This is a genomic window from Klebsiella electrica, from assembly GCF_006711645.1.
In the GTDB taxonomy this organism is placed as follows: domain Bacteria; phylum Pseudomonadota; class Gammaproteobacteria; order Enterobacterales; family Enterobacteriaceae; genus Klebsiella; species Klebsiella electrica.
The window spans coordinates 2055705-2079867 of the sequence record NZ_CP041247.1; the positions used below are offsets into that span (position 1 = coordinate 2055705).

The 24163-nt window shown below is 59.2% G+C and carries 23 protein-coding genes; 12 read left to right on the forward strand and 11 right to left on the reverse strand.

Annotated elements, in window-relative coordinates; all coding sequences use genetic code 11:
* The first annotated feature begins 10 nt into the window (after positions 1-10).
* From Electrica_RS09730 to Electrica_RS09745, 4 genes are read left to right on the forward strand one after another with little or no spacing between them, the layout of a single operon-like run.
* Complete coding sequence (locus Electrica_RS09730; protein ID WP_141964369.1) at positions 11-1450, forward strand: circularly permuted type 2 ATP-grasp protein; 1440 nt, start codon at positions 11-13, stop codon at positions 1448-1450.
* Positions 1444-2373 carry an alpha-E domain-containing protein gene (locus tag Electrica_RS09735; protein WP_100682381.1) on the forward strand — a complete coding sequence of 310 codons (930 nt, stop codon included), beginning with the start codon at positions 1444-1446 and terminating at the stop codon, positions 2371-2373. The genes Electrica_RS09730 and Electrica_RS09735 overlap by 7 nt, the downstream gene beginning before the upstream one ends.
* A complete protein-coding gene (locus tag Electrica_RS09740) occupies positions 2370-3185 on the forward strand; it encodes a transglutaminase family protein (RefSeq protein ID WP_131047824.1) in 816 nt (271 codons plus the stop codon). The genes Electrica_RS09735 and Electrica_RS09740 overlap by 4 nt, the downstream gene beginning before the upstream one ends.
* Before the next feature lie 17 nt (positions 3186-3202).
* Positions 3203-3967, forward strand: a complete 765-nt coding sequence (locus Electrica_RS09745; protein WP_100682383.1) for a proteasome-type protease — start codon at positions 3203-3205, stop codon at positions 3965-3967.
* Here the strand turns inward: Electrica_RS09745 and Electrica_RS09750 are convergent.
* Complete coding sequence (locus Electrica_RS09750; protein ID WP_141964370.1) at positions 3919-4719, reverse strand: AraC family transcriptional regulator; 801 nt, start codon at positions 4717-4719, stop codon at positions 3919-3921. The two genes, Electrica_RS09745 and Electrica_RS09750, sit on opposite strands and share 49 nt — an antisense overlap.
* 95 nt (positions 4720-4814) lie before the next feature.
* Between Electrica_RS09750 and Electrica_RS09755 the strand changes: the two genes are divergently transcribed.
* Entirely contained in the window at positions 4815-5963 is a 1149-nt protein-coding gene (locus Electrica_RS09755; RefSeq protein WP_141964371.1) for a Bcr/CflA family efflux MFS transporter, read from the forward strand.
* A gap of 14 nt (positions 5964-5977) precedes the next feature.
* Here the strand turns inward: Electrica_RS09755 and Electrica_RS09760 are convergent, their stop codons facing one another.
* From Electrica_RS09760 to Electrica_RS09780, 5 genes are read right to left on the reverse strand one after another with little or no spacing between them, the layout of a single operon-like run.
* Entirely contained in the window at positions 5978-7063 is a 1086-nt protein-coding gene (locus tag Electrica_RS09760; protein ID WP_100682384.1) for an ABC transporter ATP-binding protein, read from the reverse strand.
* Positions 7050-8012 carry a carbohydrate kinase family protein gene (locus Electrica_RS09765; RefSeq protein ID WP_141964372.1) on the reverse strand — a complete coding sequence of 321 codons (963 nt, stop codon included), beginning with the start codon at positions 8010-8012 and terminating at the stop codon, positions 7050-7052. The genes Electrica_RS09760 and Electrica_RS09765 overlap by 14 nt, the downstream gene beginning before the upstream one ends.
* 2 nt (positions 8013-8014) lie before the next feature.
* Positions 8015-8854, reverse strand: a complete 840-nt coding sequence (locus tag Electrica_RS09770) for a carbohydrate ABC transporter permease (RefSeq protein ID WP_131047829.1) — start codon at positions 8852-8854, stop codon at positions 8015-8017.
* Entirely contained in the window at positions 8844-9752 is a 909-nt protein-coding gene (locus tag Electrica_RS09775) for a carbohydrate ABC transporter permease (protein ID WP_141964373.1), read from the reverse strand. Before Electrica_RS09775 ends, Electrica_RS09770 begins: the two co-directional genes overlap by 11 nt.
* 9 nt (positions 9753-9761) lie before the next feature.
* Entirely contained in the window at positions 9762-11009 is a 1248-nt protein-coding gene (locus Electrica_RS09780; protein WP_100682388.1) for an extracellular solute-binding protein, read from the reverse strand.
* Positions 11010-11220: 211 nt separating this feature from the next.
* Between Electrica_RS09780 and Electrica_RS09785 the strand changes: the two genes are divergently transcribed.
* Positions 11221-12393, forward strand: coding sequence for an ROK family transcriptional regulator (locus Electrica_RS09785; protein ID WP_100682389.1), 1173 nt, complete (start codon positions 11221-11223; stop codon positions 12391-12393).
* A 73-nt stretch (positions 12394-12466) separates the two neighbouring features.
* Here Electrica_RS09785 and Electrica_RS09790 read toward each other — a convergent pair whose 3' ends face one another.
* Positions 12467-12910: a 6,7-dimethyl-8-ribityllumazine synthase gene (locus Electrica_RS09790; protein ID WP_100682390.1), complete on the reverse strand. Its 444-nt coding sequence runs from the start codon at positions 12908-12910 to the stop codon at positions 12467-12469.
* A 389-nt stretch (positions 12911-13299) separates the two neighbouring features.
* Between Electrica_RS09790 and Electrica_RS09795 the strand changes: the two genes are divergently transcribed.
* Both Electrica_RS09795 and Electrica_RS09800 read left to right on the forward strand, forming a co-directional pair.
* Positions 13300-14286, forward strand: coding sequence for a fatty acid desaturase (locus tag Electrica_RS09795; RefSeq protein WP_141964374.1), 987 nt, complete (start codon positions 13300-13302; stop codon positions 14284-14286).
* Positions 14276-15070 (forward strand): phosphate/phosphite/phosphonate ABC transporter substrate-binding protein, encoded by a 795-nt coding sequence (locus Electrica_RS09800; RefSeq protein ID WP_141964375.1) that lies wholly within the window; start codon positions 14276-14278, stop codon positions 15068-15070. The genes Electrica_RS09795 and Electrica_RS09800 overlap by 11 nt, the downstream gene beginning before the upstream one ends.
* A 207-nt stretch (positions 15071-15277) precedes the next feature.
* On the opposite strand, the gene Electrica_RS09805 is transcribed toward Electrica_RS09800, so the two are convergent.
* Both Electrica_RS09805 and Electrica_RS09810 read right to left on the reverse strand, forming a co-directional pair.
* Positions 15278-15976 carry an RluA family pseudouridine synthase gene (locus tag Electrica_RS09805; protein ID WP_131047834.1) on the reverse strand — a complete coding sequence of 233 codons (699 nt, stop codon included), beginning with the start codon at positions 15974-15976 and terminating at the stop codon, positions 15278-15280.
* Positions 15977-16130: 154 nt separating this feature from the next.
* Positions 16131-17165, reverse strand: a complete 1035-nt coding sequence (locus tag Electrica_RS09810) for a malate/lactate/ureidoglycolate dehydrogenase (RefSeq protein WP_141964376.1) — start codon at positions 17163-17165, stop codon at positions 16131-16133.
* A gap of 303 nt (positions 17166-17468) precedes the next feature.
* Between Electrica_RS09810 and Electrica_RS09815 the strand changes: the two genes are divergently transcribed.
* The 3 genes from Electrica_RS09815 to Electrica_RS09825 are packed head-to-tail and all read left to right on the forward strand — an operon-like array spanning position 17469 to position 20194.
* Positions 17469-18500: an ABC transporter substrate-binding protein gene (locus Electrica_RS09815; RefSeq protein WP_131047835.1), complete on the forward strand. Its 1032-nt coding sequence runs from the start codon at positions 17469-17471 to the stop codon at positions 18498-18500.
* A gap of 1 nt (position 18501) precedes the next feature.
* The gene (locus Electrica_RS09820) at positions 18502-19356 is read left to right on the forward strand and encodes an ABC transporter ATP-binding protein (RefSeq protein WP_100682394.1); all 855 of its coding nucleotides are present in this window, start codon (positions 18502-18504) and stop codon (positions 19354-19356) included.
* Positions 19328-20194 carry an ABC transporter permease gene (locus Electrica_RS09825; RefSeq protein WP_141964377.1) on the forward strand — a complete coding sequence of 289 codons (867 nt, stop codon included), beginning with the start codon at positions 19328-19330 and terminating at the stop codon, positions 20192-20194. Before Electrica_RS09820 ends, Electrica_RS09825 begins: the two co-directional genes overlap by 29 nt.
* A gap of 190 nt (positions 20195-20384) precedes the next feature.
* On the opposite strand, the gene gap is transcribed toward Electrica_RS09825, so the two are convergent.
* A complete protein-coding gene (gene gap / locus Electrica_RS09830; protein ID WP_131047838.1) occupies positions 20385-21395 on the reverse strand; it encodes a type I glyceraldehyde-3-phosphate dehydrogenase in 1011 nt (336 codons plus the stop codon).
* A 78-nt stretch (positions 21396-21473) separates the two neighbouring features.
* Complete coding sequence (locus Electrica_RS09835; protein ID WP_141964378.1) at positions 21474-22454, reverse strand: GlxA family transcriptional regulator; 981 nt, start codon at positions 22452-22454, stop codon at positions 21474-21476.
* Positions 22455-22919: 465 nt separating this feature from the next.
* Here Electrica_RS09835 and Electrica_RS09840 point away from each other — a divergent pair, with 465 nt between their 5' ends.
* Positions 22920-24161 (forward strand): sensor histidine kinase, encoded by a 1242-nt coding sequence (locus tag Electrica_RS09840; protein ID WP_191120900.1) that lies wholly within the window; start codon positions 22920-22922, stop codon positions 24159-24161.
* Positions 24162-24163 lie beyond the last annotated feature (2 nt).

The following is a 24163-nucleotide window of genomic DNA, read 5'->3' on the forward strand; positions in this document are numbered from 1 at the left end:
GGAGACGGCCATGATAAAAATAACGCTTCCTGACGGGCATTATTATGACGAGATGCTGACCGCGCAGGGACAGCAGCGTCACCACTATAACGCCTGGTGGCAATGGTTTCACAACACCGATCAATTCTCTATCCGGCAAAAGAAAGAGCAGGCGGAGCTGCTTTTTCACCGCATCGGCATCACCTTTAATGTGTATGGGGAAGATGAAGGTACCGAGCGCTTGATTCCGTTTGATAGCGTCCCGCGCATTATTCCTGGCGGAGAGTGGAAAAAGATCGATCGCGGTATTCGTCAGCGGGTCAAAGCGCTGAACGCTTTTTTGTATGATATCTACCACGAGCAAAACATCCTGCGCGCTGGCCTGATTCCGGCGGAGCAGGTACTGGCCAATGAACAATATCAGCCCTGTATGCAGGGAATAAACCTGCCCAATAATACCTATGCCCACATTACCGGCGTCGATATGGTGCGCAACAGCGACGGCCAGTATTACGTGCTGGAGGATAACCTGCGAACCCCATCAGGGGTCTCGTATATGCTGGAAAACCGCAAAATGATGATGCGTCTCTATCCGGAGATGTTTGAAAATCACCATATTGCGCCGGTAGAGCGCTATCCGGGCTATCTGCTGCAAACCCTGCGTGAAAGCTCCCCGGTGGACGATCCCTGCGTGGTGGTGATGACGCCGGGGCGTTTCAACAGCGCCTATTTCGAACACAGCTTCCTCGCCCAGCAGATGGGGGTTGAGCTGGTGGAAAGCGCCGATTTGTTTATTAAATCGGGCGCGGTCTACATGCGCACTACCGAAGGGCCGCGGCGGGTGGATGTGATTTACCGACGGGTTGATGACGTCTATCTCGACCCGCTGGCTTTTCGCGCCGACTCGATGCTCGGCGTGCCCGGCCTGCTGTCGGTGTATCGCGCCGGCGGCGTGGTACTGGCTAACGCGATTGGCACCGGCGTGGCGGACGATAAGTCGATCTACCCCTTCGTGCCGGAGATGATCCGTTTCTATCTTGGCGAGCAGCCGATACTGAACAACATTCCCACCTGGCAGTGTCGCAAGCCGGAGGATTTGCAGTACGTGCTGGGGAATCTGGAGAGGATGGTGGTCAAGGAAGTTCATGGCGCCGGGGGATACGGCATGCTGGTGGGGCCGCGCTCAACCAAAGAAGAGCGGGAGATGTTTCGCCAGCGTCTGTTGACCAATCCGGCTAACTATATCGGACAGGAGACCCTGGCGCTGTCAACCTGTCCGACTTTCGTGGAAGGGGGGCTGGCGCCGAGGCATATCGATTTACGTCCGTTTGTGCTCTCCGGCCAGGAGATTCGCCTGGTGCCCGGCGGCCTGACGCGGGTGGCGCTCACCGAAGGCTCGCTGGTGGTGAACTCATCGCAGGGCGGGGGCACCAAAGATACCTGGGTGATGGAGGATGATGAATCATGCTGAGTCGGACTGCGAGTGAACTTTTCTGGATGGCGCGCTACCTCGAGCGCGCGGAAAGCTATGCCCGGGTGCTTGATGTGACGTGGAAACTGTCGATGATTCCGCGGCACAGCCAGCAGTCGCGAGACCTGGCCTTGCCGCTCAATCTGTCCTTAACCCACGAACTGTTTCAGGCGCGACATGCGCGCTTCACCATGAGCAATTTGCTCAATTTCTTTGCGCTCGACGGCAACAATCCCTACAGCATATACAGCTGTGTGGAGATGGCCTGGAACAACGCGCATGCGGTTCGCGGCAGCCTGTCCGCCGAGGTGTGGGAGTGTATCAACGCCACGCGGATTGAACTGCGCCAGCTCCGCCAGCGGGGGATTAGCGAACTGGGCACCGACGGCTTTTTCGACTGGGTGAAGGAGCGGGTGCATCTGTTTCGCGGCGCGGTGCTGGGGACGCTGCTGCGCAATGACGCCCTGAGTTTTATCGGTATCGGCACCCTGATTGAACGGGCCTACGCCACCACGCAACTGCTGTTGATCAAGGATCAGCAGCTGAGTAACGATCCGGATTCGGTACGCGAATACTATCGGCTGGACACCTTGCTGAACGCGGTCAGCGCCCGCGAGGCCTACAACAGTATTTTTCGCCAGCCGGTCACCCGGGAGACGGTGATGGAACTGCTGATTTTGCGCAACGATGTGCCGCGCTCCCTGCGCGCCTGCATCTCCGATCTGGTTGGTCAACTGGAGCACATCGCCAACGATCGCTCGCACCTGCCGCTGCGCCTGGCGCATCAGCTGAATGTCGATCTGCGTTTTAGCACCCGCGACGATCTGGCGGGCGCCGATTTACAAAGTTATCTCAACGGACTGCTGGCGCGTATTAATGCGCTGTCCGACAGCATCAGACAAACTTATCTGGAGGCGCTATGAAACTGGTCATCGATCACCTGACCCGCTATGGCTACGATGAAGAAGTGAAGTTTTCCACCCAGTACCTGCGCCTGACGCCGCGTAGCACCGGGCGGCAAATCATTACCTCCTGGACGCTGACCTTACCGGAGGGCGCGGCGGTGACGACCACCGACGCGTGGGGCAATGTCCTGCATGTGTTAACGCTCGACAATCCCCACAAAGAGATTGCCATCCGTGCCAGCGGGATCGTGGATATTGCCGAGGACAGCGAACAGAGCGATGTGGCGGAAGAGGAGCTGCTCTCGCCGCTGGTCTATTTACGCTGTACGCCGCTGACTCGCGCCGACGATCGGATCCGCGAGTTTGCCCAGCGCCTGTATCGCCACGACGAGCCGGAGGAGAGCCTGAATCAATTGATGGCGGACCTGCTGCTGAGAATGCCATACTCACCGGGAGCCACGCAGGTGCAGGACTGCGCCGCAGACGCCTTTGCCAGGGCAAAAGGCGTCTGCCAGGATCACACGCACGTCTTCCTCGCCTGCTGTCGCGCGCTGGATATCCCGGCACGCTATGTCAGCGGCTATGTTTACAGCGATAATGCCCGGCATGTCGCGATGCACGCATGGGCAGAGGTGTGGGTGAATGGACGCTGGCAATCTTTTGATATCACCAATAATACCCGTCACCTGAACCAGCATCTGCGGCTGGCGACCGGGCTGGACTATCTTGACGCCTGCCCGGTACGCGGTACCCGGCTGGGCGGCGGCGGGGAAATAATGCTAACCAACGCTGAAGTGCGCGACCATTCGCAACAGGCACAACAGCAATAGAGCAGGAACAAATAACGATGACCTACTGTGTGGCCATGTGTTTAGCGGACGGACTCGTTTTCGCCTCAGACTCCCGTACCAACGCGGGAGTAGATCATATTGCGACCTTTAAAAAGCTCCATGTCTTCGCCGAGGAGGGGAAGCGCGTGATGGTGCTGCAGTCCGCGGGCAATCTGGCTACCACCCAGAGCGTCATAAGCCTGCTGAGTTCGCGGATTGCGACTCAGCAGGAGCCTAATCTGATGCAGGTCAGCTCGTTGTATGACGCGGCGATGCTGATCGGTAAAACGCTGCAGGAGGTGATTCAGCGCGACAGCAGCAATCAGCAGCACTGCGGCAACACCAATTTCAACTGCAACCTGCTGCTCGGCGGGCAGATTGCGGGGGAAACGCATCGCCTTTTCCATATCTACCCGGAAGGCAATTTTATTGAAGCCTCGTACGATACCCCTTATTTCCAGATTGGCGAGAGCAAATACGGCAAGCCGATTATCGACCGGGTGCTCAACCGGGAGACGCCGCTGGAGCAGGCGATGTGCTGCGCGCTGATCTCGATTGACTCCACGCTGCGCAGCAATCTCTCCGTTGGCCTGCCGCTGGACACGCTGCTGTACCGCAGCGGGAGTTTGAGCGGCGCCGGCCAGCATCGCATCACCGAAAGCGACCCGTACTTCAATACCATTCGCAAGGCGTGGTCGGAAGGGCTGCAAAACACATTCCTGACCCTGCCGCCCTATGCGCCGGGCAGCGAGCGCTCAGGTGCGGTCAGCGGTGAAAAATAGCGCCCCGGCGTCATGCCGGTCATGGTGCGGAAAAAGTAGATAAAGGCGCTGTCGCTGGCGAAATCCAGCGTCTGCGCGGTAGCGGTAATGCGCTCCCCGGTGGCCAGCAGCTCCACCGCCTTCATCAGGCGCCACTGCTGCCGCCACTGCTGATAAGTCATGCCGGTATCGCGCCGAAAAATCCGGCTGATGGTCTTTTCGCTGGCTCCGCAGCGGGCGGCAAGCTGCAGCAGCATCGGCGGCAGCGCGTCGTCGGCGAGCGGCGCCAGACGCTTATCCTGAGGCAGGGCCAGCATCATTGGCTCCTGCGCCGCGCTGCATATTTCCGCCTCGCAAAGCGCGGCGAGGTGCCAGCCGGTCCCGGTCCGCCAGTCACTTTCCCACGGGCTGGCGGCGATTCGCTCCAGCAGTTCGCGTAGCAGCGGGCCAACGTTAAGGATCGCCGGATGCCGCGGGAGGGCAGGATAGTGGGTCGGGTGAAACCACACCGAGCGATAGTCGACGATGCTTTTCATCTGCGCACGATGGTCCATACCGGCCGGTATCCAGGCCGCCCGGGTAGGTGGCAGCAGGCACAGCAGCGTGCCGTTGTCGAGAGTCAGCCGCACGCAGCCCTGACGAGTAAACAGTAGCTGGCCCATCTGGTGCCGGTGGCTGCCGGAATCATGCTGGCCCAGCGCCGAGCACACGCCAATCACCCTGTTATGCACAGCGTCCGGATTGAAGAGCGCTTTCGCTTCGAGCCAGGCCATAATGTCCGATTTCCGATATAAAAAGTCATTATGTTTATAATGTACGATTCACGCTCCGCCTACAATAGCGCCTCTTTCTTGTTCAGGAGGTGCTGATGCTCGGGCGTTCGGTCATGGTGCTGGTCACCGCATTATTGATGTTCCCGCAGATCGTGGAGACGATTTACAGTCCGGCGCTGACCGATATCAGCCGCTATTTTTCCGTCAGTGCGGCAAAGGCGACGCAAACCCTGTCGCTTTACTTTATCGGCTTTGCCGTCGGCGTGCTGTTCTGGGGCCGATTCAGCGACCGCTATGGTCGGCGTCCGGCGCTACTGGCGGGCCTCACGGTCTATGCCCTGGGCTGTATGCTGGCGCTGGCGGCACGTGATTTCACGCTACTGCTGGCCGCCCGGATGCTGTCGGCGTTCGGTGCGGCAACGGGATCGGTGGTGAGCCAGACGATACTGCGGGACCGGTTTAATGGTCGCCAGCTTGCCGCGCTTTTCTCAATGGCGGGCCTCGCGCTGGCGGTCAGCCCGGCGGCAGGCATTTACCTCGGCGGAGCCATCGTCGCCAGCTGGGGAATGCACGGCGTGTTGACGGCCCTCGCGCTGCTGGCCGCGGTGTTACTGCTGCTGTGCTGTTGGCTGCTGCCGGAAACTCGTCCGCCGCAGCCTGTTCACACCGCCTTTTTACCGCTGTTACGCCGGATGGCGACGGATAAGCAACTGGCCCTGGCGGTTTTGCTGGTGACGGCCTTCAACGTCAGCCTGTTCAGCTATTACAGCCTGGCGCCGTTCATCTTCGCGCAACTGCGTCAGGGGAGCGTGATTTTTGGTTACAGCGGTCTGGCGCTGGCCGTCGGGTCGTTGGCCGGGGCATTGTGCAATCGCTGGCTGCTGCGCAAAGCCGTCGCGGAAGAGGCAATATTGCTGTTCGCCTGCCTGATACAGTTGATAAGCAGCATCGCGCTGTTTTGCCTGCGGGACACGCTGCTGTTTCTGCTGCCGATGATCGGCATCACCTTCGCCTACGCCATGGCTATCCCGCTGGTGCTCGGCACGGCGCTGAGCGCCTATGGTCACTGTCGGGGAACCGCCGGGGCTATCTTCGGCCTCGCTTATTATGTGTTGATTGGCCTCGGGCTGGCGGCGGTGGGATGGGGGCAATCGCTGGCGGAGGCGCTGATGGCGTGCGCCTGGGTAAGCGGCATCGCCGGGTTACGCTACGGCTGCTGTTTGCGCAACATGCGGGCGGACTAACCCGCCCGCATGGCTTAGCGCGTTGACGCCAGTCGTTCGCCGCTGACGGCATCGAAGAGATGGATTTTCTCGCGTCGTACCGCCAGCGGCAAGGGCTGACGGAGAGTCGCCTCGAGACGCCCGGCGACCTGGACGTGGATCGGGAAACCCTGCCAGTCGAGATGCAGCAGCGTAGACTCGCCGGTGACCTCGACAATATTGACGATCCCCGGCAGCCCTTCGCCAGCAGGCTGAATATCCTGCGGACGCAGACCAACAATCACCGGCGCCTGACCCTGCTGCATCGCCGCCGGATACCAGCGTTCAGGCAGGGCCAGCCACAGTTCGCCGCACTGCACGCCGGGCTGACCATCGCGCTGCTGAATCTTCCCCTCCAGCAGATTCATCGGCGGGGAGCCGATAAAACGCGCCACGAAGGTGTTGCAGGGGCTATCGTATATCTCCAGCGGCGCCCCCTGCTGCACGATCACGCCATCGCGCATCACCACTATCTGGTCGGCAAGCGTCATGGCTTCCACCTGATCGTGGGTGACGTAAATCATGGTGGTGTTAAAGCGCTGGTGCAGGGATTTGATCTCGGCCCGCAGTTCCATACGTAGCTGGGCATCGAGGTTGGAGAGCGGCTCATCGAACAGAAAGACCTGCGGATTACGCACCATCGCCCGACCCATGGCCACGCGCTGACGCTGGCCGCCGGAGAGTGCGCGCGGATAGCGGCCGAGCAGTTTATCGATCCCCAGCATACTGGCGATGTGCTGAACCTTGTTTTTCTGCGTCGTCTTGTCGACTTTTTTGACCTGCATATGGAAAGCGAGGTTTTCCGCCACCGTCAGATGGGGGTAGAGCGCGTAGCTCTGAAAAACCATGGCGACATCGCGGTCCGCGGGATCGAGATCGTTGATCGGGCGGTTGTTCATCAATATCGTTCCCGCGGACAGGCTTTCCAGCCCGGCCAGCAGGCGCAGCAGCGTTGATTTCCCGCAGCCGGATGGCCCCACCAGCACCGTAAAGCTGCCGTCCGGAATGGTCAAGTCCAGCGGATGCAGCACCGTCTGTTTACCGTACTGTTTGGCGACGTTTAGCAGTTCAACGCTGGCCATAGTCGACCTCCTCGATGTGGTGTTGCAAGGTTCGCCAGTCCGGATAGCGACGCGGGGATGAACCGATCGCGTACGCGGCCACGGCGTTGCCCCAACGTAACGCCTGTGAGGCCGACTGGCCGTTTAACAAACCGGCAAGAAACCCGGCATTAAAACTGTCTCCGGCGCCGATGGTGTCGATGACCTCGACCGGTTTCACCGGCGCGTGATGTCCCTGGTCTGCCGTCCACCACCAGGCGCCCCCGGCGCCGCATTTGACAATACAGCCGCCCCGGCCGCTGAGACGCTCCGCCAGGCTGCGGGCCGCTGCCGGGAGAGCGTCCTGGTTCGCAAGGCCAAGCGTTTCGACCTCATTGAGCAGCAGCCAGTCGCAATCGCCGAGCCAGCGGTGGGTCGCCTCACGCAGCGCGCGGTCCCAGTTGTGCGGCGGCCAGCCGGTATCGACCGCCACCTGAAAACCGCGTTCGCGCAGGGTCGCCAGCAGACGCGGATAGTCCGGCAGCAGCGCGGTGCATAAGAAGGTGCCGCAGAGCAGCAGAATATCGCCGGGCGTCGCCCTGGTCGGGAGCTGAGCCAGAATATCCTCGGCGGACAGGCGGGTGATATGTCCGTAGTTGCTGAGAAATGAACGTTCTTTGTCGGGATGGGTCACCGCCACCGTCAGCGAAGTCTCGCAGGGATACTGCGGCCAGCGTTCGGCGCTACCGGGAAAGCGGGCCGCCAGCCAGGCGCTAAAGGCATCGTCTCCCTGGCAGCCGACGGCGCAGTGGGGGATCTGCATGGCCGCGGCCGCCAGCGCGCAGTTGCCCGCGGAACCACCGGGGCGCAGCGCGCTGTGTTCCAGCATCACCTCGGTGCCGGGAGCCGGCCAGTGCGCAAGGGTCCCCATAATGAGGTCAATATTGTAATTACCTGCGATATAGAGCACAGGCGCGGTGAGCGTTTGCATAGTTATCCCTTACTTCCACCGTGAGTGAGGCCGCTGACCAGCGTTTTTTGTAGCCAGATGGCGATAAACAGCGGCGGGACCGAGGCGAGGATGCCGACCGCCGCCACCAGTCCATCGTCAGTGGCGCGCCCGGCGGTAAATCCGGCAATGGTGACCGGCAGCGTCTGGGCGGCAATGTTGCTGGTAAACAGCAGCGCATAGAAAAACTCATCCCACGCCAGCAGCCAGCCGAACAGCGCCGATGCTCCCAGCATCGGTTTTGCCAGGGGAAGGGTGATGCGCAGCAGCACCTGCCAGACCCGCAGACCGTCGAGCCTGGCGGCCTGCTCAATGTCCTGCGGCAGCGCGTCGAACTGATTTTTCACCATCCAGGTGAGAAACGGCATAATCAGCGAACAGTAAACCAGTACCAACCCGCTGCGGGTATTCAGCAGCCCGAAGTGTTCGAGGATAAAATAGAGCGGCAGTACGAAGGCCACCGGCGGCACCATATAGATACCGAGCCCGGCATACAGCCAGCCGTCGCGCCCGGGGTAGCGCGAGAAGCTGAAGGCGGCGGGCACCGCCAGCAGCAGCGACACCAGCGTCGCGCCGACGGCAACCAGCAGGCTGTTGCGCAGGGCGGGGAGAAACAGCGCACCGGGCTCGCCGGGCTGCAATGACAGCAGACGGGCGTAGCGGCTGAAGTCCCACTGACGCGGCAGCCACTCCAGCGGTACCCGTGTCAGATCGGCGGTGGCGCTGACGCTCATCAAAAAGAGCCACGCCATCGGGGCCAGTATCGACAGCGCGACCAGCAGGGCCGCCAGGTAGCGCAGCAGAATACGCAGTTTACGTTTCATAATCAGTGCTCCGGCGGCGCTGGCGAAGCAGCATAAACAGATACAGGACGATCAGCAGGGCGCACATCAGGGTCATCAGGATGGCGTACGCCGCGCCGCTGCCCGCCCGCAGATAGCTAAAGGACTCCTGGTAGACGAAGAAACTCAGCGTGCGGGTACTGTCCAGCGGCCCGCCGCGGGTCATCACATAGATAATATCGAAGACCTTAAATGCGTCGATGGTGCGCAGGATCAGGGCCACGCCGAGCGGGGCGGCGATTGCCGGGAAGGTAATGGCGCGAAACCGCCGCCACGACGAAGCGCCGTCAAGGCGGGCTGCTTCGTATAAATCCTCCGGAATGGATTGCAGCGCGGCCAGCACCAGCAGGGTGACCAGCGGATAGTTCTTCCAGATGTCCGCCAGCATCACCGCATTGAGTGCCGAGTCCGGCGACCCCAGCCAGCTGCGATAACCGTCGATAATGCCCCATTGACTGAGCAAAGCGTTAATACTGCCGTAGTCCGGGTTGAAGTTGAGCCGCCACATCATCGCGTTAACGATAGTCGGCAGCGCCCAGGGCAAAATGACCAGCACCCGCAGGAGAGTGCGTCCGACAAATTGCTGATTGAGCAACAGCGCCACCAGCACGCCGATAACCCCTTCAATGGCGACGGAGACCACGGTGAAATAGAGCGTGCGGGCGAAGGCGGCGCGAAAATCCGGGTCGGTTAACGCATACAGATAGTTATCCAGCCAGAGGTAATTGGTCGCATCGCCATTGCCCACCAGCGCGGTGTCGGTAAAACTCAGCCACAGGGTGCGCGCCAGTGGCCAGGCCGTCAGCAGGAACATCACGATCAGCATGGGTGCCAGCAGCACCCATGCCTGACGCTGTTCGCGTTGTTGCAAACTCAGCATCAAATGTCCTTAACGCAGGCGCGCCGCGCTTTTGTCGACGGCTTGCATCGCGGCGTCCGGGGCGGCTTTACCTTGCAAGACCGCCTGAAGCTGCTGCTGTAACGCGTTGGAGAGTCGCGAGTAGTCCGCGGTTTCCGGGCGCGAAAGCATTACGTTCAGCGATTTATCCGCTGCGGCGATCAGGCTCTCCTGACCTTTCGCCACGGCCGGGTCCTGGTAGGAGGATTTCCACACCGGCAGGCTCAGCTTCGCGTATTTATCCTGCACCGGTTGCGAGGTCAGATAGTGGATATACTGCCACGCCTGCTCCGGATGCTGGCTGGCTTTGGCAATACCTAACCCCATTGACCCGTTCACCGCCCCGGGTTTGTCCGGCGTATCGCCGGGTGCCGGCATAATGCCGACATCGCCCGCGACCTTACTTTGTTTCGGGTCGTTGGCCATGTTGTACATATAGGTCCAGTTCAGGGCAAATGCCGCGTCGCCGTTGGAGAAGGCCTTGCGCACATCCTCTTCCAGATATTCGCGCGAGGCCGGATTGCTCAACCCGTCATCCAGCGATTTCTTCATCAGCGTGACCGCTTTCAACGACGCCGGGGTGGAAAAATCCAGTTTGCCATTCTGATAAAACTGTCCGCCAAACCCGGAGACGAGGGTGGTGTAGTCGCACACCAGCGCTTCTGCCTGCGACCAGCTCCACACCAGCGGGTATTTAACGATGCCTTTATCCTTGATGATTCTGGCGTCATCCAGCACCTGTTGCCAGGTGGTCGGCAGCTGCTTGATCCCGGCTTTGTCCAGCATCGCTTTGTTGTAGTAAAGATACTTGGTGTCGAGGATCCACGGCATGCCCAGCGTTTTACCTTTGTAAACCACGGTATTCATGGCGCCGGGGAAGATTTTCTCCCGTTCGGCGGCGGGAATACGTGCCGAGACATCCTGCAGCAGATCGAAGTGGCTAAATTCGGCAGGCCAGATGGCATCGAACAGCACCACGTCGTAGCCGTTGCCGCCGGCGCCACGCGCAGCAACGATTTTGTCATGCAACGCTTCGTAGGGGACGAACTCAAGGTTGATTTTGATATCCGGGTTTTGTTTTTCGAAGTCGGTGGTCATGGCACGAATGTCATTTTCGCTGTACGCCGCCTGGGTCATAAACAGGGCGTTAACCTGAGTGGTGGCTGCCGCCGCACTCCCGCTGATGACCAGCATAGCCAGCAGACCGGCTTTAACCCGCAATGCACTGTAGTCGTTCATGTTGCTCTCCGCGGTACTAAAAAGAGGAATATGATTTATTAAATCAATTTGATTGATTTAATCGGGGCGACAATACGGCCCAAACGTCATTCGTGGCCCTTAGCCTAAGCGTAGCAAAGCTTATGCCACCCGAAAGGCGGGCGGAGAATGTCGTTGCGAGAATTGTGACGCGGGCTAGAATTGCAGCATGATGCGACCAGGAAGGGACGGAATGAAAACCTCGGGAACCAACCTTGAACATGCGCGTGTACACAACCGACGGGTGGTGATTGAGGCCGTGCGTCTGCACGGTACATTGACCCGGGCGGAGCTGGCGCGAATTACCGCGCTGACGCCGCAAACGGTCTCCAATATTGTCGCCGAGCTACAGCAGATGGCGCTGCTCACCAGTCATGAACCGCGCCGCGCGGCAGGGCGCGGTCAGCCGGCGGTGCCGGTGAGTCTTAACCCCGCCAGCGCATGGTCAATCGGGATCCATCTCGACCATCAAACCTTAATCATCGTGCTGGTGGATCTCACCGGCGAGATCCATTTCCGTCGGCTCATTCTGGTGCAAAAGCCCCAACCTGGTGCCACCTTTGCCCGCATTGCCGGGGTGGTGCAGGAGATGAAAGCGCTACCCGGGCTCGACTGGAGCCGGGTGCTGGGCATTGGCGTAGTGATGCCAGGGCCGTTTGGCGTGGAGGGCATTTCATCGACCGGGCCGACCACTCTCAACGGCTGGGAAGGGGTGGATGTGGCGTCGGAGCTGGAGCGGATAAGCGGTCTGCCGGTCACCCTGGAAAATGACGCCACGGTAGCGGCTATCGGCGAGCGCTTCCACGGCGTGGCGCGACAGCTGCATTCGTTTGTTTATCTGTATATCGGCACCGGGCTCGGCGCCGGGATTTTCGCCGACGGCCATATTTATACCGGCCACGCCCACAATGCCGGAGAGGTCGGGCATATCGTGGTGCAACCGGGAGGACGCCCCTGTTACTGCGGCAACCAGGGCTGCCTTGAACGCTACGTTTCCCTACAGGCGGCCTATGAGTTTTGCGGCCTCGACCCCTACCGGGCGCTGCCCGAGGATCTGCTGGCGGTGGAGGCGTCGCTGTTCGATAGCTGGGTGGAGACGGCGTTACCGCCGCTGCGCCAGGCCATTAATATGCTGGAGTGCGTGTTCGATGCGCAAACGGTGGTGGTCGGCGGGATGATGCCCGCGCCGCTGCTGGAGAAAGTGCTGGCCCGTCTGCCGCCGCTGTATCAGTCGGTGCGCGGGCGCTATCTCCCGGCCATGCGGGTGAAAATGGGGATGACGGGCACCGACACCGCCGCCCTCGGCGCTGCCGCACTGCCGATCTTCGATGAGTTTAACCCGCAGTTTCAGGCCTTGATGAAGTAGGCCCGCCGCGGACATGCAAAAGAGCGTCGGCGGGGGCTCATCGTTAGCGGACAACGCGCTTAAAGGCGCTGATTCACGCTTTCGCCAGCGGCAAGTTGTGGATCTGCAGCACCGCTCTGGCGGCCTCCTGGCCCTTTTTGACGAAATGCTGGCTGTAAAAATCGATGAACTCGTCGGCAGGCTGGAAGTTGTGCGGCGTCAGGGAGACGGAGAACATCGGGACTTCTGTCGCCAGCTGGGCCTGCATCAGACCGCTGACCACGGCCTGGGCGACGAAGTCATGGCGATAGATGCCGCCATCGACCACCAGCGCGGCGCACACGATGGCATCATAGCGTCCGCTTTTTGCCAGCTTCTGAGCCAGAAGCGGCATTTCAAATGCGCCAGGGACATCCCAGCTGTCGAGTGAATAATCAACCTGCTGACGCTCCAGCTCTTGCTGAAAACCGCTCTGCGCCTGGCTGACGATGTCACTGTGCCAGTTGGCTTTGATAAAGGCGACGTTTAACGATGACATGACATACTCCTGTAAAATGACCGCATCAGGCGAGTCTAATTATGTGACCTTCAGGTCTTATACTCCGCGAGCAATTTCAGGCGCCCACCGGGCGATACTGTCAATCGGTCGGTTCATGCGCGTTCACACGGAGCTCCGACCGTTAACATTATACTGTAATGTCATGAGACGATAGCCGTTTTTATCCGCCGCGCGCAGCGGAACATGCCGTCACGGGCCTGCGGGCGGCGCGTTCGTCGCATGCGGGCAGCTCGCGCGACTCTGCCGGGTGGAAAAATAGCCGCATCGCCATTTTCTGGCAAAGCTAAGTGATTTAAATACTTTGTGATTTTCCGCGTTTTCTCACATCTTCTGGAGGAAAAAGTGACGCGGAGAGAGTACCGGTAGCGATGACACAGCACTCGTCGAAGTATCTGCATCAGCAGCAGCGGGAGCTGATTCGCCAGCTTTCCCGCCGCTGGCTGTGGCGCAGCGAATTACCCACCTGGCTAGTCATTATTGCGGTTTACAGCGGCTGGTTTATGACCCTGGCCTACTGGCGGACGCTGGGGCTGTTTCCGGCGACCGTGCTGCTTATCTGGTTTACCGCCTGGTATATGTCGTTACAGCATGAGCTGATCCACGGCCACCCGACGCCCTGGCGGTGGTGTAATCAGCTGCTGGGCACGTTACCGCTGGCGGTGTGGTATCCCTACGGGCTGTATCGCGACTCGCACCTGGCGCACCACCATAACGACCGGCTGACGCTGCCGGTGGATGACCCCGAATCGTACTATTTTAGCGCCGAAAGCTGGCGCCGTTTCTCGCCCTGGCAGCGTAAAGTGATACATCTGCGCAATACGTTTTTCGGCCGTCTGCTGCTGGCGCCGCTGCTGGATATTGTCCAGACGCTGGTCAGCGCGGTGAACGCCTTTCGCCAGCGGCAGGGGAGCGCGATGGTCATGTGGCTGGTGCACGGCGGGTTGCTGGCCGCGCTCCTGACGTGGATGGCGCACTGTGATTTTTCGCCGCTCTATTTCGTGGTGGTCATCAGCTACCCGGCACTGGCGCTGACCAAAATTCGCGCCTTCTTCGAACATCGGGCCGCTGACGATCCGCTGGCGCGATCGGTGATCAATGAGGCCGGGCTGCTGTGGCGAGTGCTGTTTCTGAATCTTAACTACCACTCCGTGCATCACGATCTGCCCGGCGTGCCGTGGTACGGTCTGAGAAAAATCTATCTGCTGGAGCGGGAACGCTACCAGCAGCGTAACCACGGGTTCGTGGTGCGCGGCTATGGCGAGTGGCTGCGCGCCTTTTTCTTTAGCGCGGTGGCGGTTAATGCTCATCCGGGGATCGGGAAAGCCCCACAGGCAGGAGAGAGCGATGAGTCATAGCGTGAATTTGCCGATGTATGCGGTTCACTCGCTGGAGAATCAGGCGTTAGAAGCCGCGGTGCGGGAGCTGTTGCTCGCCCGGGGCATTGCCGTGAGTTCGCCATCGACGCCGCCGGGGGACTTACTCTCGCACTGGCGTCAGCCGGATCTGCTGCTGAGCCAGACCTGCGGCTATCCGCTGGTGACTTTGCTGCCGCAGGTGCAGACGGTTGGCTGTTTTCACTATTCGGCACCCGGTTGCGCAGGGATTGAGTACCGTAGCCTGCTGGTGGCCCGTGCGGCGGATAATGCGCGGCAGCTCGCCGATTTTCGCGGGCGGCGGGCAATCTGCAATGCGCCCGATTCGCAGTCCGGCTACAACGTCTTCCTGAAAATGGTGGCGCCGCTGGCTCACGAGGGACGTTTTTTTGCCGCGGTCAATTTTAGCGGCAGCCACCGGCAGTCGCTGATCGGCTTACAGCAGGGGGCGGGCGATATTGCCGCCATTGATTGCGTGAGCTGGGCGCTGCTGGCGCGTCACGAGCCTGCCGTGCTCGACGGCTTGCGCGTTATCGGCCAGACGCCATCGGCGCCGGGGCTGCCGCTGATTACCGGGCCGCAAACGTCAGCGCAAACTCTGGCCGGTTTGCGCGCGGCGCTGCGACAGCTGGTCAGCGACGCACGATATCGGGAGCGCTGCGAGGCGCAGTTTATCTGCGGTTTCAGCCCGGTGTCCCGGGAACCCTATTCCCGGCTGCTGGCGTGGCGCGAAGAGGCGCGCCAACAGGGCGTGACGCAACTCTGAAACACCGGACCGGACAAGGCGGCGCGTGCGTTGCCGATCCGCAGCCAGCTATCGGCGTTTTGCAGCAGTAAACGCCCCCGGTTCCAGGATGATCGTCGTCGCGGATTAGCCGCAGCGCGGTACTAGTGCCGCCAAACCCTGCCTCCGATGATCCGGCCTGTACCAGCAGCGGCTGGCCCTGCGGCACCCCGTTCGCCGGCGTGAGATTCAGAACGGACTGTCGTTACGTGCGGTGACGGGCTCGCCGCTAACAGGATGAACAAAATGCAGTTCGCTGGCATGCAACATGAGCCGCGGTGCATGCGCGCTGCCCGGCCACGTCAGACCGCCGTAGAGATCGCAGCCCAGAATCGGGTGCCCCAGTAACTGGCAGTGGATACGCAACTGATGGGTGCGCCCGGTTTCTGGGAACAGCAGTACCCGGCTCAGCGGCAGCAGAGTCCCCTCTGCGCCTTCGCGGGAGAGACGCTCAGTCACCCGGTAGCGGGAGCGGGCGGGCTTGCCATTGATGGCGCAAATCGTCATCCGCGGAAAGCGAGCCGGATCTTTGGCAATGGGGGCATCGATCTCGCCTTCATCCTCACGCAGATGCCCGCACAGCAGGGCGCTGTAAACCTTAGTCACCGAACGCTGGCTGAACTGATGGCTCAGCGCTGCATTAATCGCTTTATTTTTTGCCACCACCATCAGCCCGGAGGTGCCAAAATCGAGGCGGTGAACGAGGGTACAGCCGGGAAATTGCTGCGCCAGCCGATAATGCACCGAGTCGAGATTTTGCGGATTTTTCCCCGACAGGCTGAGCAGCCCGGCGGGCTTATTGATCAGCAGCAGGTGCTCGTCCTGATAAAGGATCCCGATAGGTTGGTGGCAGGGCGGTGCAATAAACGTATCGACGATGGTGGACATGAGCAGGCGTCTGAAAAGGGTGGGGGCGGATGATAGCGAATTTTCCGCCCGCTGGCGATCGCGGCGATGCGCAGGAGGAGGAATATCGGGGCCGCTCCTGCTGTATCGCGTAATGAACACCCTCTTCACCGACGCGCGCTACGGCTTTATTGGTTCAAGAGTGCGGCGGAGATAAGGCGCCTTCCAGCGCTTTGAACTGCTGCCAACTGACCTCATCAATTTCAATACCGTGCTGCAGACGAAATTGCCGCTGCCGTTGCTCCGCCTCGCCGGGCAGCAGCAGCTCGTCGTCGTCCCGCGATGTGCGGGTCCATGCCAGCATGTCCGCCACTGCCTCGGCGTAGCGCTCGCCCGCGCCGAGCAGGGACGGCTCGAAGACGATCGACAGCATATTGTTGATGATACCGGGCCCGGCGGGGGGCGGGGCGCTTTCGCTTTCACCGCCGGTCAACGCCGCGCCGAGCAGGCTGCAAATGAGCGCCAGGCCGGAACCTTTATGGCCACCGAAGGCCAGCAGCGCGCCGAGAGGCTCCTGCATCAGCCAGCGCGGATCGCGGGTCGGGTTGCCAGCGCTATCCACGGCGCAGCCCGGCGGCAGCTCCCGCCCCGTGTTCCAGGCGATCCGCGCTTTGTTGCCGGCAATGGTACTGGTCGCGAAATCAAGCACCAAAGGCGGCCTGTCGGCGACAGGAATACCGACGCAGAAAGGGTTGGTGCCCAGGCGCGGACGCCGACCGTTGAACGGCAGCACCACCGAGCGGGTGCCGACGTTAGCGAAGTGTAAGGATACCAGTCCCGCCGCCGCCGCTTGTTCCGCCCAGGCGCCGATACGCCCGAGATGATGGGTCTGCGCCAGTCCCATAATGCACACGCCAAACTGTCGCACCCGCAAAATGGCCTGTTCCATCGCCAGTCGACCGGTCAGTTGACCAAAACCGTTGCCGCCGTGAAACGAGATGACCGGCCCGGCATCGCGCAGCAGCTGCGGGGTGGCCTGCGGATCGAGTTCTCCGGCGCGAATGGCCTCGATATAGCGGGGAATAAGCGTCACCCCATGTGAGTCATGGCCTTGCAGCGACGACTCGACAAGATTATCCGCTACTTCACCGGCAACCGCTGTTGCTACCCCGGCGTCCTGCAGGCGCTGGCGTAAATAGCGACGCAGCTCATCATGATTAAATACCGGCATCACCGCTCCCTGTTTTTTCCACTCAATAATATGAGCGGCAAACTATAGCGCCGTTTATTTCTTAACATAACGACAGAAACTGATTTTATATATCTGGAAAACGCATAGTGATAACCGGGTGTTAATTTCTGGCATGAAAATAGAGTTGAATGTCATTTTACTGTTATCAGCAGGCGCGCGGGAATAATATATAGCAATAAATAATTTATTAACTCCTGGAAATGACGGCAGGATAAATCGTCTTTTTAAATACGCCTCAGAACCAGATGGCGAACGGTGGGTTGATTATTGACGGGAGCTTAAATGAATTTACGGCAAGGCAGCAGGAACGCTTATCGAGGGAAACGGTCGGCAACGGCTTTATTCCTGTTCAGTACCCTGCTGGCGGCGACCGCTGCCAGGGCAGAGGGCACCATCGGTATTGCCCAGCAATATGGCATTGGCTATCTGATTCTCGATGTGGTGAGAGATAATCAGCTCATCGAAAAGCAGGGTAAGGCGCAAGGGCTGGACATCAAAGTCGAGTGGCGAACGCTTTCCGGGGCCACCGGACTTAATGAGGGGCTGCTTTCCGGCGCGCTGGATGTGGTGGCCGCTGGCGTTCCGCCCGCGCTGACGCTGTGGGACCGCACCCGCGGCAAGCAGAATGTGAAAGCCATTGCGGCTCTGGGATCGATGCCGAACTATCTGCTGAGTAACAATCCGGCGGTGCACAGCGTCAAGGATCTGAGCAGCAAAGACCGTATCGCGGTTCCTGCCGCCGGCGTGGGTTTTCAGTCGCGGACCCTGCAGATAGAGACCGCGCGACTGTTTGGCAACGCTGACTATAAGCGCTTCGATACTATTACGGTCAGTCTCCCGCATCCGGACGCCAGCGCGGCGTTAATCGGCGGGAAATCGGAAATTAGCGCCCATTTCTCCAGTCCGCCTTTTCAGTATCAGGCGCTTGAACATGCCGGTATTCATAAAATATTAAGTTCTTATGATGTATTAGGCGGGCCGGGAACCTTTAATTTGCTCTATACCACGCAAAAGTTTCATGATGATAATCCCAAAACCTATCGCGCTTTTTTCGCCGCCTTAGCGGAAGCGGAGAAAATCATAAAAGCAGATAAGGCCGGAGCCGCCCAATCCTATATTCGGGTGGAGCAGTCTAAGCTCCCGGCGGCGTTTATCGAGAAAATGATCGCGGACCCGGAAAATAACTTTACCATTACCCCTCAGCGGACATTTGTCTATGCCGACAAGTTGTATCAGCTGGGAATACTGAAACACAAAGCCGAATCCTGGAAAGATTATTTCTTCAGCGAAGCGCATACCCTGCCGGGGAGTTGATATGTCTGAACTATCCGCCGCATTACCGTCGCCTCTGCTGCGCGTTGAGGGCGTTAATCTGCAATACCGCACCCGCGAGCGGCTGGTGCAGGCCACCCATGACGTCAGTTTTGAGGTCTGGCCAGGGGACCGGTTTGTGCTGCTTGGGCCGTCCGGCTGCGGCAAATCCAGTTTACTGAAAGCCATCGGCGGGTTTTTGCCCCCGGTCTCCGGGGCGATCCGCCTGGCGGGAGAAACGGTGAATCGTCCCGGCCCCGACCGGATGATGGTTTTTCAGGAGTTTGACCAGCTGCCGCCGTGGAAAACGGTGGCAGAAAACATCGCCTTCCCGCTAATCGCCAGTCGTCGGGCGGGGCGAGCGGAGGCGATGGAGCGTGCGGAATACTTTCTGCATAAGGTGGGGCTCGGCGCGTTTCGCCATGCCTATCCCAATACGCTTTCCGGAGGGATGAAGCAGCGGGTCGCCATTGCGCGTGCGCTGGCGCTGCATCCCCAGGTTCTGCTGATGGACGAACCCTTTGCCGCCCTCGATGCGCTGACCCGGCGCAAAATGCAGGAGGAGCTGTTGAGCCTGTGGGAAGAGGTGCGGTTTACGCTGCTCTTTGTCACCCATTCCATCGAAGAGGCGCTGATCGTCGGCAGCCGGGTGCTGCTGCTGTCGCCGCATCCCGGGCGGGTGAAGGCCGAACTGAACTGTCATCAGTACACCCTGGCGGACGCCGGTGGGGAAGGGTTCCAGGCCGACGTCGCGCGGATCCACGATCTGTTATTTCCGTCCCCGGCATCACCCGAGGTCGGCGCAAAGCATCATCACTCAGGGAGTCAGTATGAGCAACCTACCTCCTGTCCGGCCTGAATATCAGCGCGAGCTGCCGCCGTTGGAGAATTTCACGCTGGCCGAACCGCTGCCGCTGCTCGTGCGTCTGGGAAATCAGGCGTGGCTGCGTAAATCCCTGCTGCTGCTGGTGCTGATCGCCCTATGGGAAGGGGCGGCGCGCTGGCAAAACAATGACCTGATGTTCCCCGGTTTCTGGCAAACCTTTACCGCTCTGCAGGAGGATATCGCGAGCGGCGAGCTGCTCCACCGGGCGTGGTTGTCAATCGCCCTGCTATTAAAAGGCTATCTGCTGGGCACGCTTCTGGCGCTGCTTATCAGCGCGCTGGCTATCTCGACGCGTATCGGGCGGGATTTACTCAGCACTCTGACGGCGATGTTTAACCCGCTTCCCGCCATCGCACTGCTGCCGCTGTCGCTGCTGTGGTTTGGCCTGGGCAACGCCAGCCTGGTGTTTGTGATAGTTCATTCGGTTATCTGGCCCATGGCGCTGAATACCTGGTCTGGCTTTATGAGCGTGCCGGAGACGCTGAAAATGACCGGGCGTAATTATGGATTAACGGGATGGCGCTACGTGCTGTGGATCCTGATCCCCGCCGCGCTGCCGGCGCTGCTCTCGGGGCTGAAAATCGGCTGGGCCTTTGCCTGGCGGACGCTGATTGCGGCGGAGCTGGTGTTTGGCGCGTCGAGCGGCAGCGGCGGGCTCGGGTGGTACATTTTTCAGAACCGCAATGAGATGTATACCGACCGGGTGTTTGCCGGGCTGGTGATGGTCACCGCCATTGGCCTGCTGGTTGAAGGACTGGTGTTTGCGACCGTGGAAAGGCTAACGACCAAACGCTGGGGCATGCAGAACTAGTGCCGGAATAAGAGGGAGAAGAACGCGAATGGTGGCGATGAAAGTGGCGGAAAATTATCTGCAGCAGGTGGGGGGATTGTCAAAGTAGGGGAATAGGTTGCGCCGCGTGCCCGCCGGGTATTGCTGGCGGCCCTCAACCGCCGCTAGACGCTGAACGCCCGCGTGGGGCGGGCGTTCAGCGCGGACAGGGTTAGCGCTCGCGGCGGGCCATAAACTGCGCCAAATCGACCAGGCGGTTTGAGAAGCCCCATTCGTTGTCATACCACGCGAGGATCTTGACCATATTGCCGCCAATCACCAGCGTTGACAGGCCATCGATAATAGAAGAGCGCGGGTCGCCCTGATAGTCGCTGGAGACCAGCGGTTCGTCGCTGTAGCCCAGAATACCCTGTAGCGGGCCCGCTGCCGCGGCCTGGCGGAATGCCTCGTTCACCTCTTCCGCCGTCACCGCGCGCTCCAGCGTGACGGTAAGGTCGACAATCGACACCACCGGCACCGGAACGCGCAGCGAGTAGCCGGTCAGACGACCATCGAGCGCCGGAATCACTTTGCCCAACGCTTTGGCCGCGCCACTGGAGTAGGGAACGATGGATAACGCTGCCGCCCGGGCGCCGCGCAGATCTTTTTCCGGCTGGTCGTGTAGCGCCTGGCTGTTGGTGTAGGCGTGGGTGGTGTTCATCAGGCCATGCTGGATCCCGAAATGCTGATGCAGAACCTGGGCGGCCGGGGCCAGACCGTTGGTGGTGCAGCTGCCGTTGCTGACCACCGCATGCTGTTGCGGATCGTAAAGCTCGTGGTTCACCCCCATCACGATGGTTAAATCATCATTCTTGCCGGGCGCCGAGATGATCACCCGTTTCGCGCCGCCGCTGTGAATGTGGACCGCCGCTTTTTCACGTTCGGTGAAGAACCCGGTGGCTTCGATAACGATGTCCACCTCGGCGTCTCGCCACGGAATACGCGCCGGGTCGCGTTCGCTGTAAACGATGATCGGTTGACCATCGACGCTAAGTTTTCCGTCGGCGGCCTCCACGGCCACCGGCAGGGTGCCCAGCAGCGAGTCATATTTCAACAGGTGGGCCAGCGTTTTGCTGTCCGTCAGATCGTTGATTGCCACAATCTGGATGTCCGGATTGCCCAGCGCCGCGCGCAGGACGTTACGCCCGATTCTGCCGAAACCATTAATACCGACCTTAACCATGATCAACTCCTTATTTGTTGTCTCTGGTGGTACTTTAGGTGGTCGGCATTTTGGCGTAAATGACGAATAACGATCACTTTACGCCATTTTGCGGCAGTGAAAGCGCTGGCGATATTCTCCCGGCGTCAGGTGCAGCTGCTTTTCAAAGATGCGTCGCAGGTTGATGGCGCTACCCAATCCCGTTTGCTCCGCGACGCGTTCCAGCGTGTCGTTACTCTGTTCGAGCCGTTCTCTGGCGGCGGCGAGGCGTGCTTCGGCGACGTAGCGCGCCGGAGAGATTCCGGTTTCGCGGGTAAACACGCGGCTGAAATTGCGCGGGCTCATGGCGACCTTTTCCGCCAGCGTCTCCACGCACAGGTCGCCGGTAAGGTTGTCGAGAATCCACTTCAGCAGCTCGCCAAGCGGCCCCGGACCGTTGATTTGCTGGAGGTTATAGCGGCTAAACTGCAGCTGGCCGCCGGGGCGACGCAGATACATCACCATATCCTGGGCGATATCGCGGGCGAGGCTAAAGCCGTAATCCTCCTCCACCAGCGCCAGCGTCAGGTCGAAACCGGAGCTGACGCCGCCGGATGTCCAGATGGCGCCATCCTGGATATACAGCGGCCCGCCTTCGACGCGAATCGCGGGAAAGGTCGCCTGCATCGACTCCAGCAGCTTCCAGTGGGTGGTGGCCCGTCGGCCATTGAGCAGGCCGCTTTGCGCCAGCAAAAGCGCGCCGCCGCAGATAGAAGCGATACGGCGTGCGTGGGGAGCGGCGAGACGCAGCCAGTCGACAACGGCGGTGCCTTCCTGCTCGTTTTGCCCTTTGCCGGTGATGATGATGGTATCGAGAGGCTCGCGCGGATCCACTTCGTGAAGGCGGTGGTCAGCAAGCAGGTTCAACCCGGACTGACCGTGGATCACCTGATGAGGCTGGGGGGTGGCGACGGCGACGCGATAACGCGGCGCCTGAGCGCCGTCGGCATGCAGTCGGTTTGCCTGCATCAGAATGTCGGCAATACCGGCGGACTCAAACAGCATGCCGCCATCGGGGACGATAATCAGTATTTTCTTCATGTCCTGAAAAGTAAACCTTTGACAAAATAAGTCAACAGGGAAGATGGCGGCGTTGCGCAAGACGATGCGGGCGTTTGAACTCAGTCATCATCACCTTCTCCGGATTTAAGTCAGGAACGTGTCAACGCTATTCAGGACGGATCAAATAAAAGCCTACGGCGGGGTTTTTACGGCCATAGAGAGCGAATATTCGCAAAAGATTAATTTCATTGTACGGTTTAATTTAATTGGCAGAACAGAAACCGGTTACTGCGCGTCTCTGTGTTATTAATTCATCATGGTGTTGGATGATATTATCACTCGCCAAAATAATGTTAATTAATATAATAAAAAGCACAGGCATTACGGTCATTAAATTAACATTTATCATACAACTCATTTTTTTTGTTTGTGAGCGGTTTCATCATTTTAAAACGGTAACCAGGGTATGGTTTAGCGGCATTTTGATCTGACCTGGTGGATATCATGAAAAATAACTACAAATTACACGAATTCCTTGATGTTGACCGGTTGCAAACGTTACAGGATAATTTTAGTCAATCAATGATGATTGCGCTGGTGGTGGTCGATCAGGACGGTATTCCGGTTACCCAGGCGAGCGGATTCTCTGATTTTTGCGCCCGCTCGAGAATGAATGCCACCCTGGCCCGCCACTGCTATGACAGCGACAGCGCCGGAGGGCGGGCGGCGATGCTTGCCGGTGAACCGGTGGTCTACCGCTGTTACTGTGGTTTTGTCGAATTTGCCGTGCCCATTATGATCAATAATCATTATCTCGGCGCTTTCATCTCCGGGCAGGTCAAAGTCGAAGCGGAGAAAGAGCAAACCATTCCCTATATCCTCAACAATAATCATCTGTGGCAAGACAATCCCTGGCTTATCAATCTGCATGAGAATACGCCGCGCATCCCCTACGATCGCTTTGAATCGACGGCCTACACGCTGCTGCACGTAGCCTCCTATTTGGTCGAGCAGGCCCATGCCAACAACATCCAGCGTGAGCTGCGGCAAAAAGAGCAGGAGCTAACCTGCGAACTGCGTAAACGCGTGGCGATCGAACGTTCATTGCATGAGGCCGAGTTCAAAGCGCTTTCTTATCAGATTAACCCTCACTTTTTGTTTAACGTGCTGAATACAATAGGTCGGCTGGCGTTTCTCGAAGATGCCAGCCGTACGGAAACGATGGTGCATGACTTTTCCGACATGATGCGCTATTTGCTGCGTAAGAATAACAATGGTCTGATTACCCTTGGCCGCGAAATGAATTATGTCAATTGCTATATGTCAATTCAAAAGGTCAGGATGAATGAGCGCTTTGACTATATTTGCGATATTCCTGAAAAATATAATGAAACGGTTTGTCCTTTTTTAATTCTCCAGCCGCTGGTGGAGAACTTTTTTAATTATGTTGTCGAGCCGCGTGAAACCAAAAGTCACATTATTCTGCGTGCTACCGATGATGGTAAAGATGTGATTATCGAGATAACCGATAACGGGGATGGTATTTCACCCGAGGATATTGAACATATTCTCTCCGGCAACCAGAATCGACAGAAAGGCGGGATCGGCATTAATAATATCAACAACCGCCTGCAGCTGTTATTTGGTGAACACTATGGTTTGCAGATAGCCAGTCCCCATAAGCCGATGCTCGGCACCACGGTCAAACTCCGGTTTCCGCTGGTACCGGCTGAGTCTGGAGTGTGAGA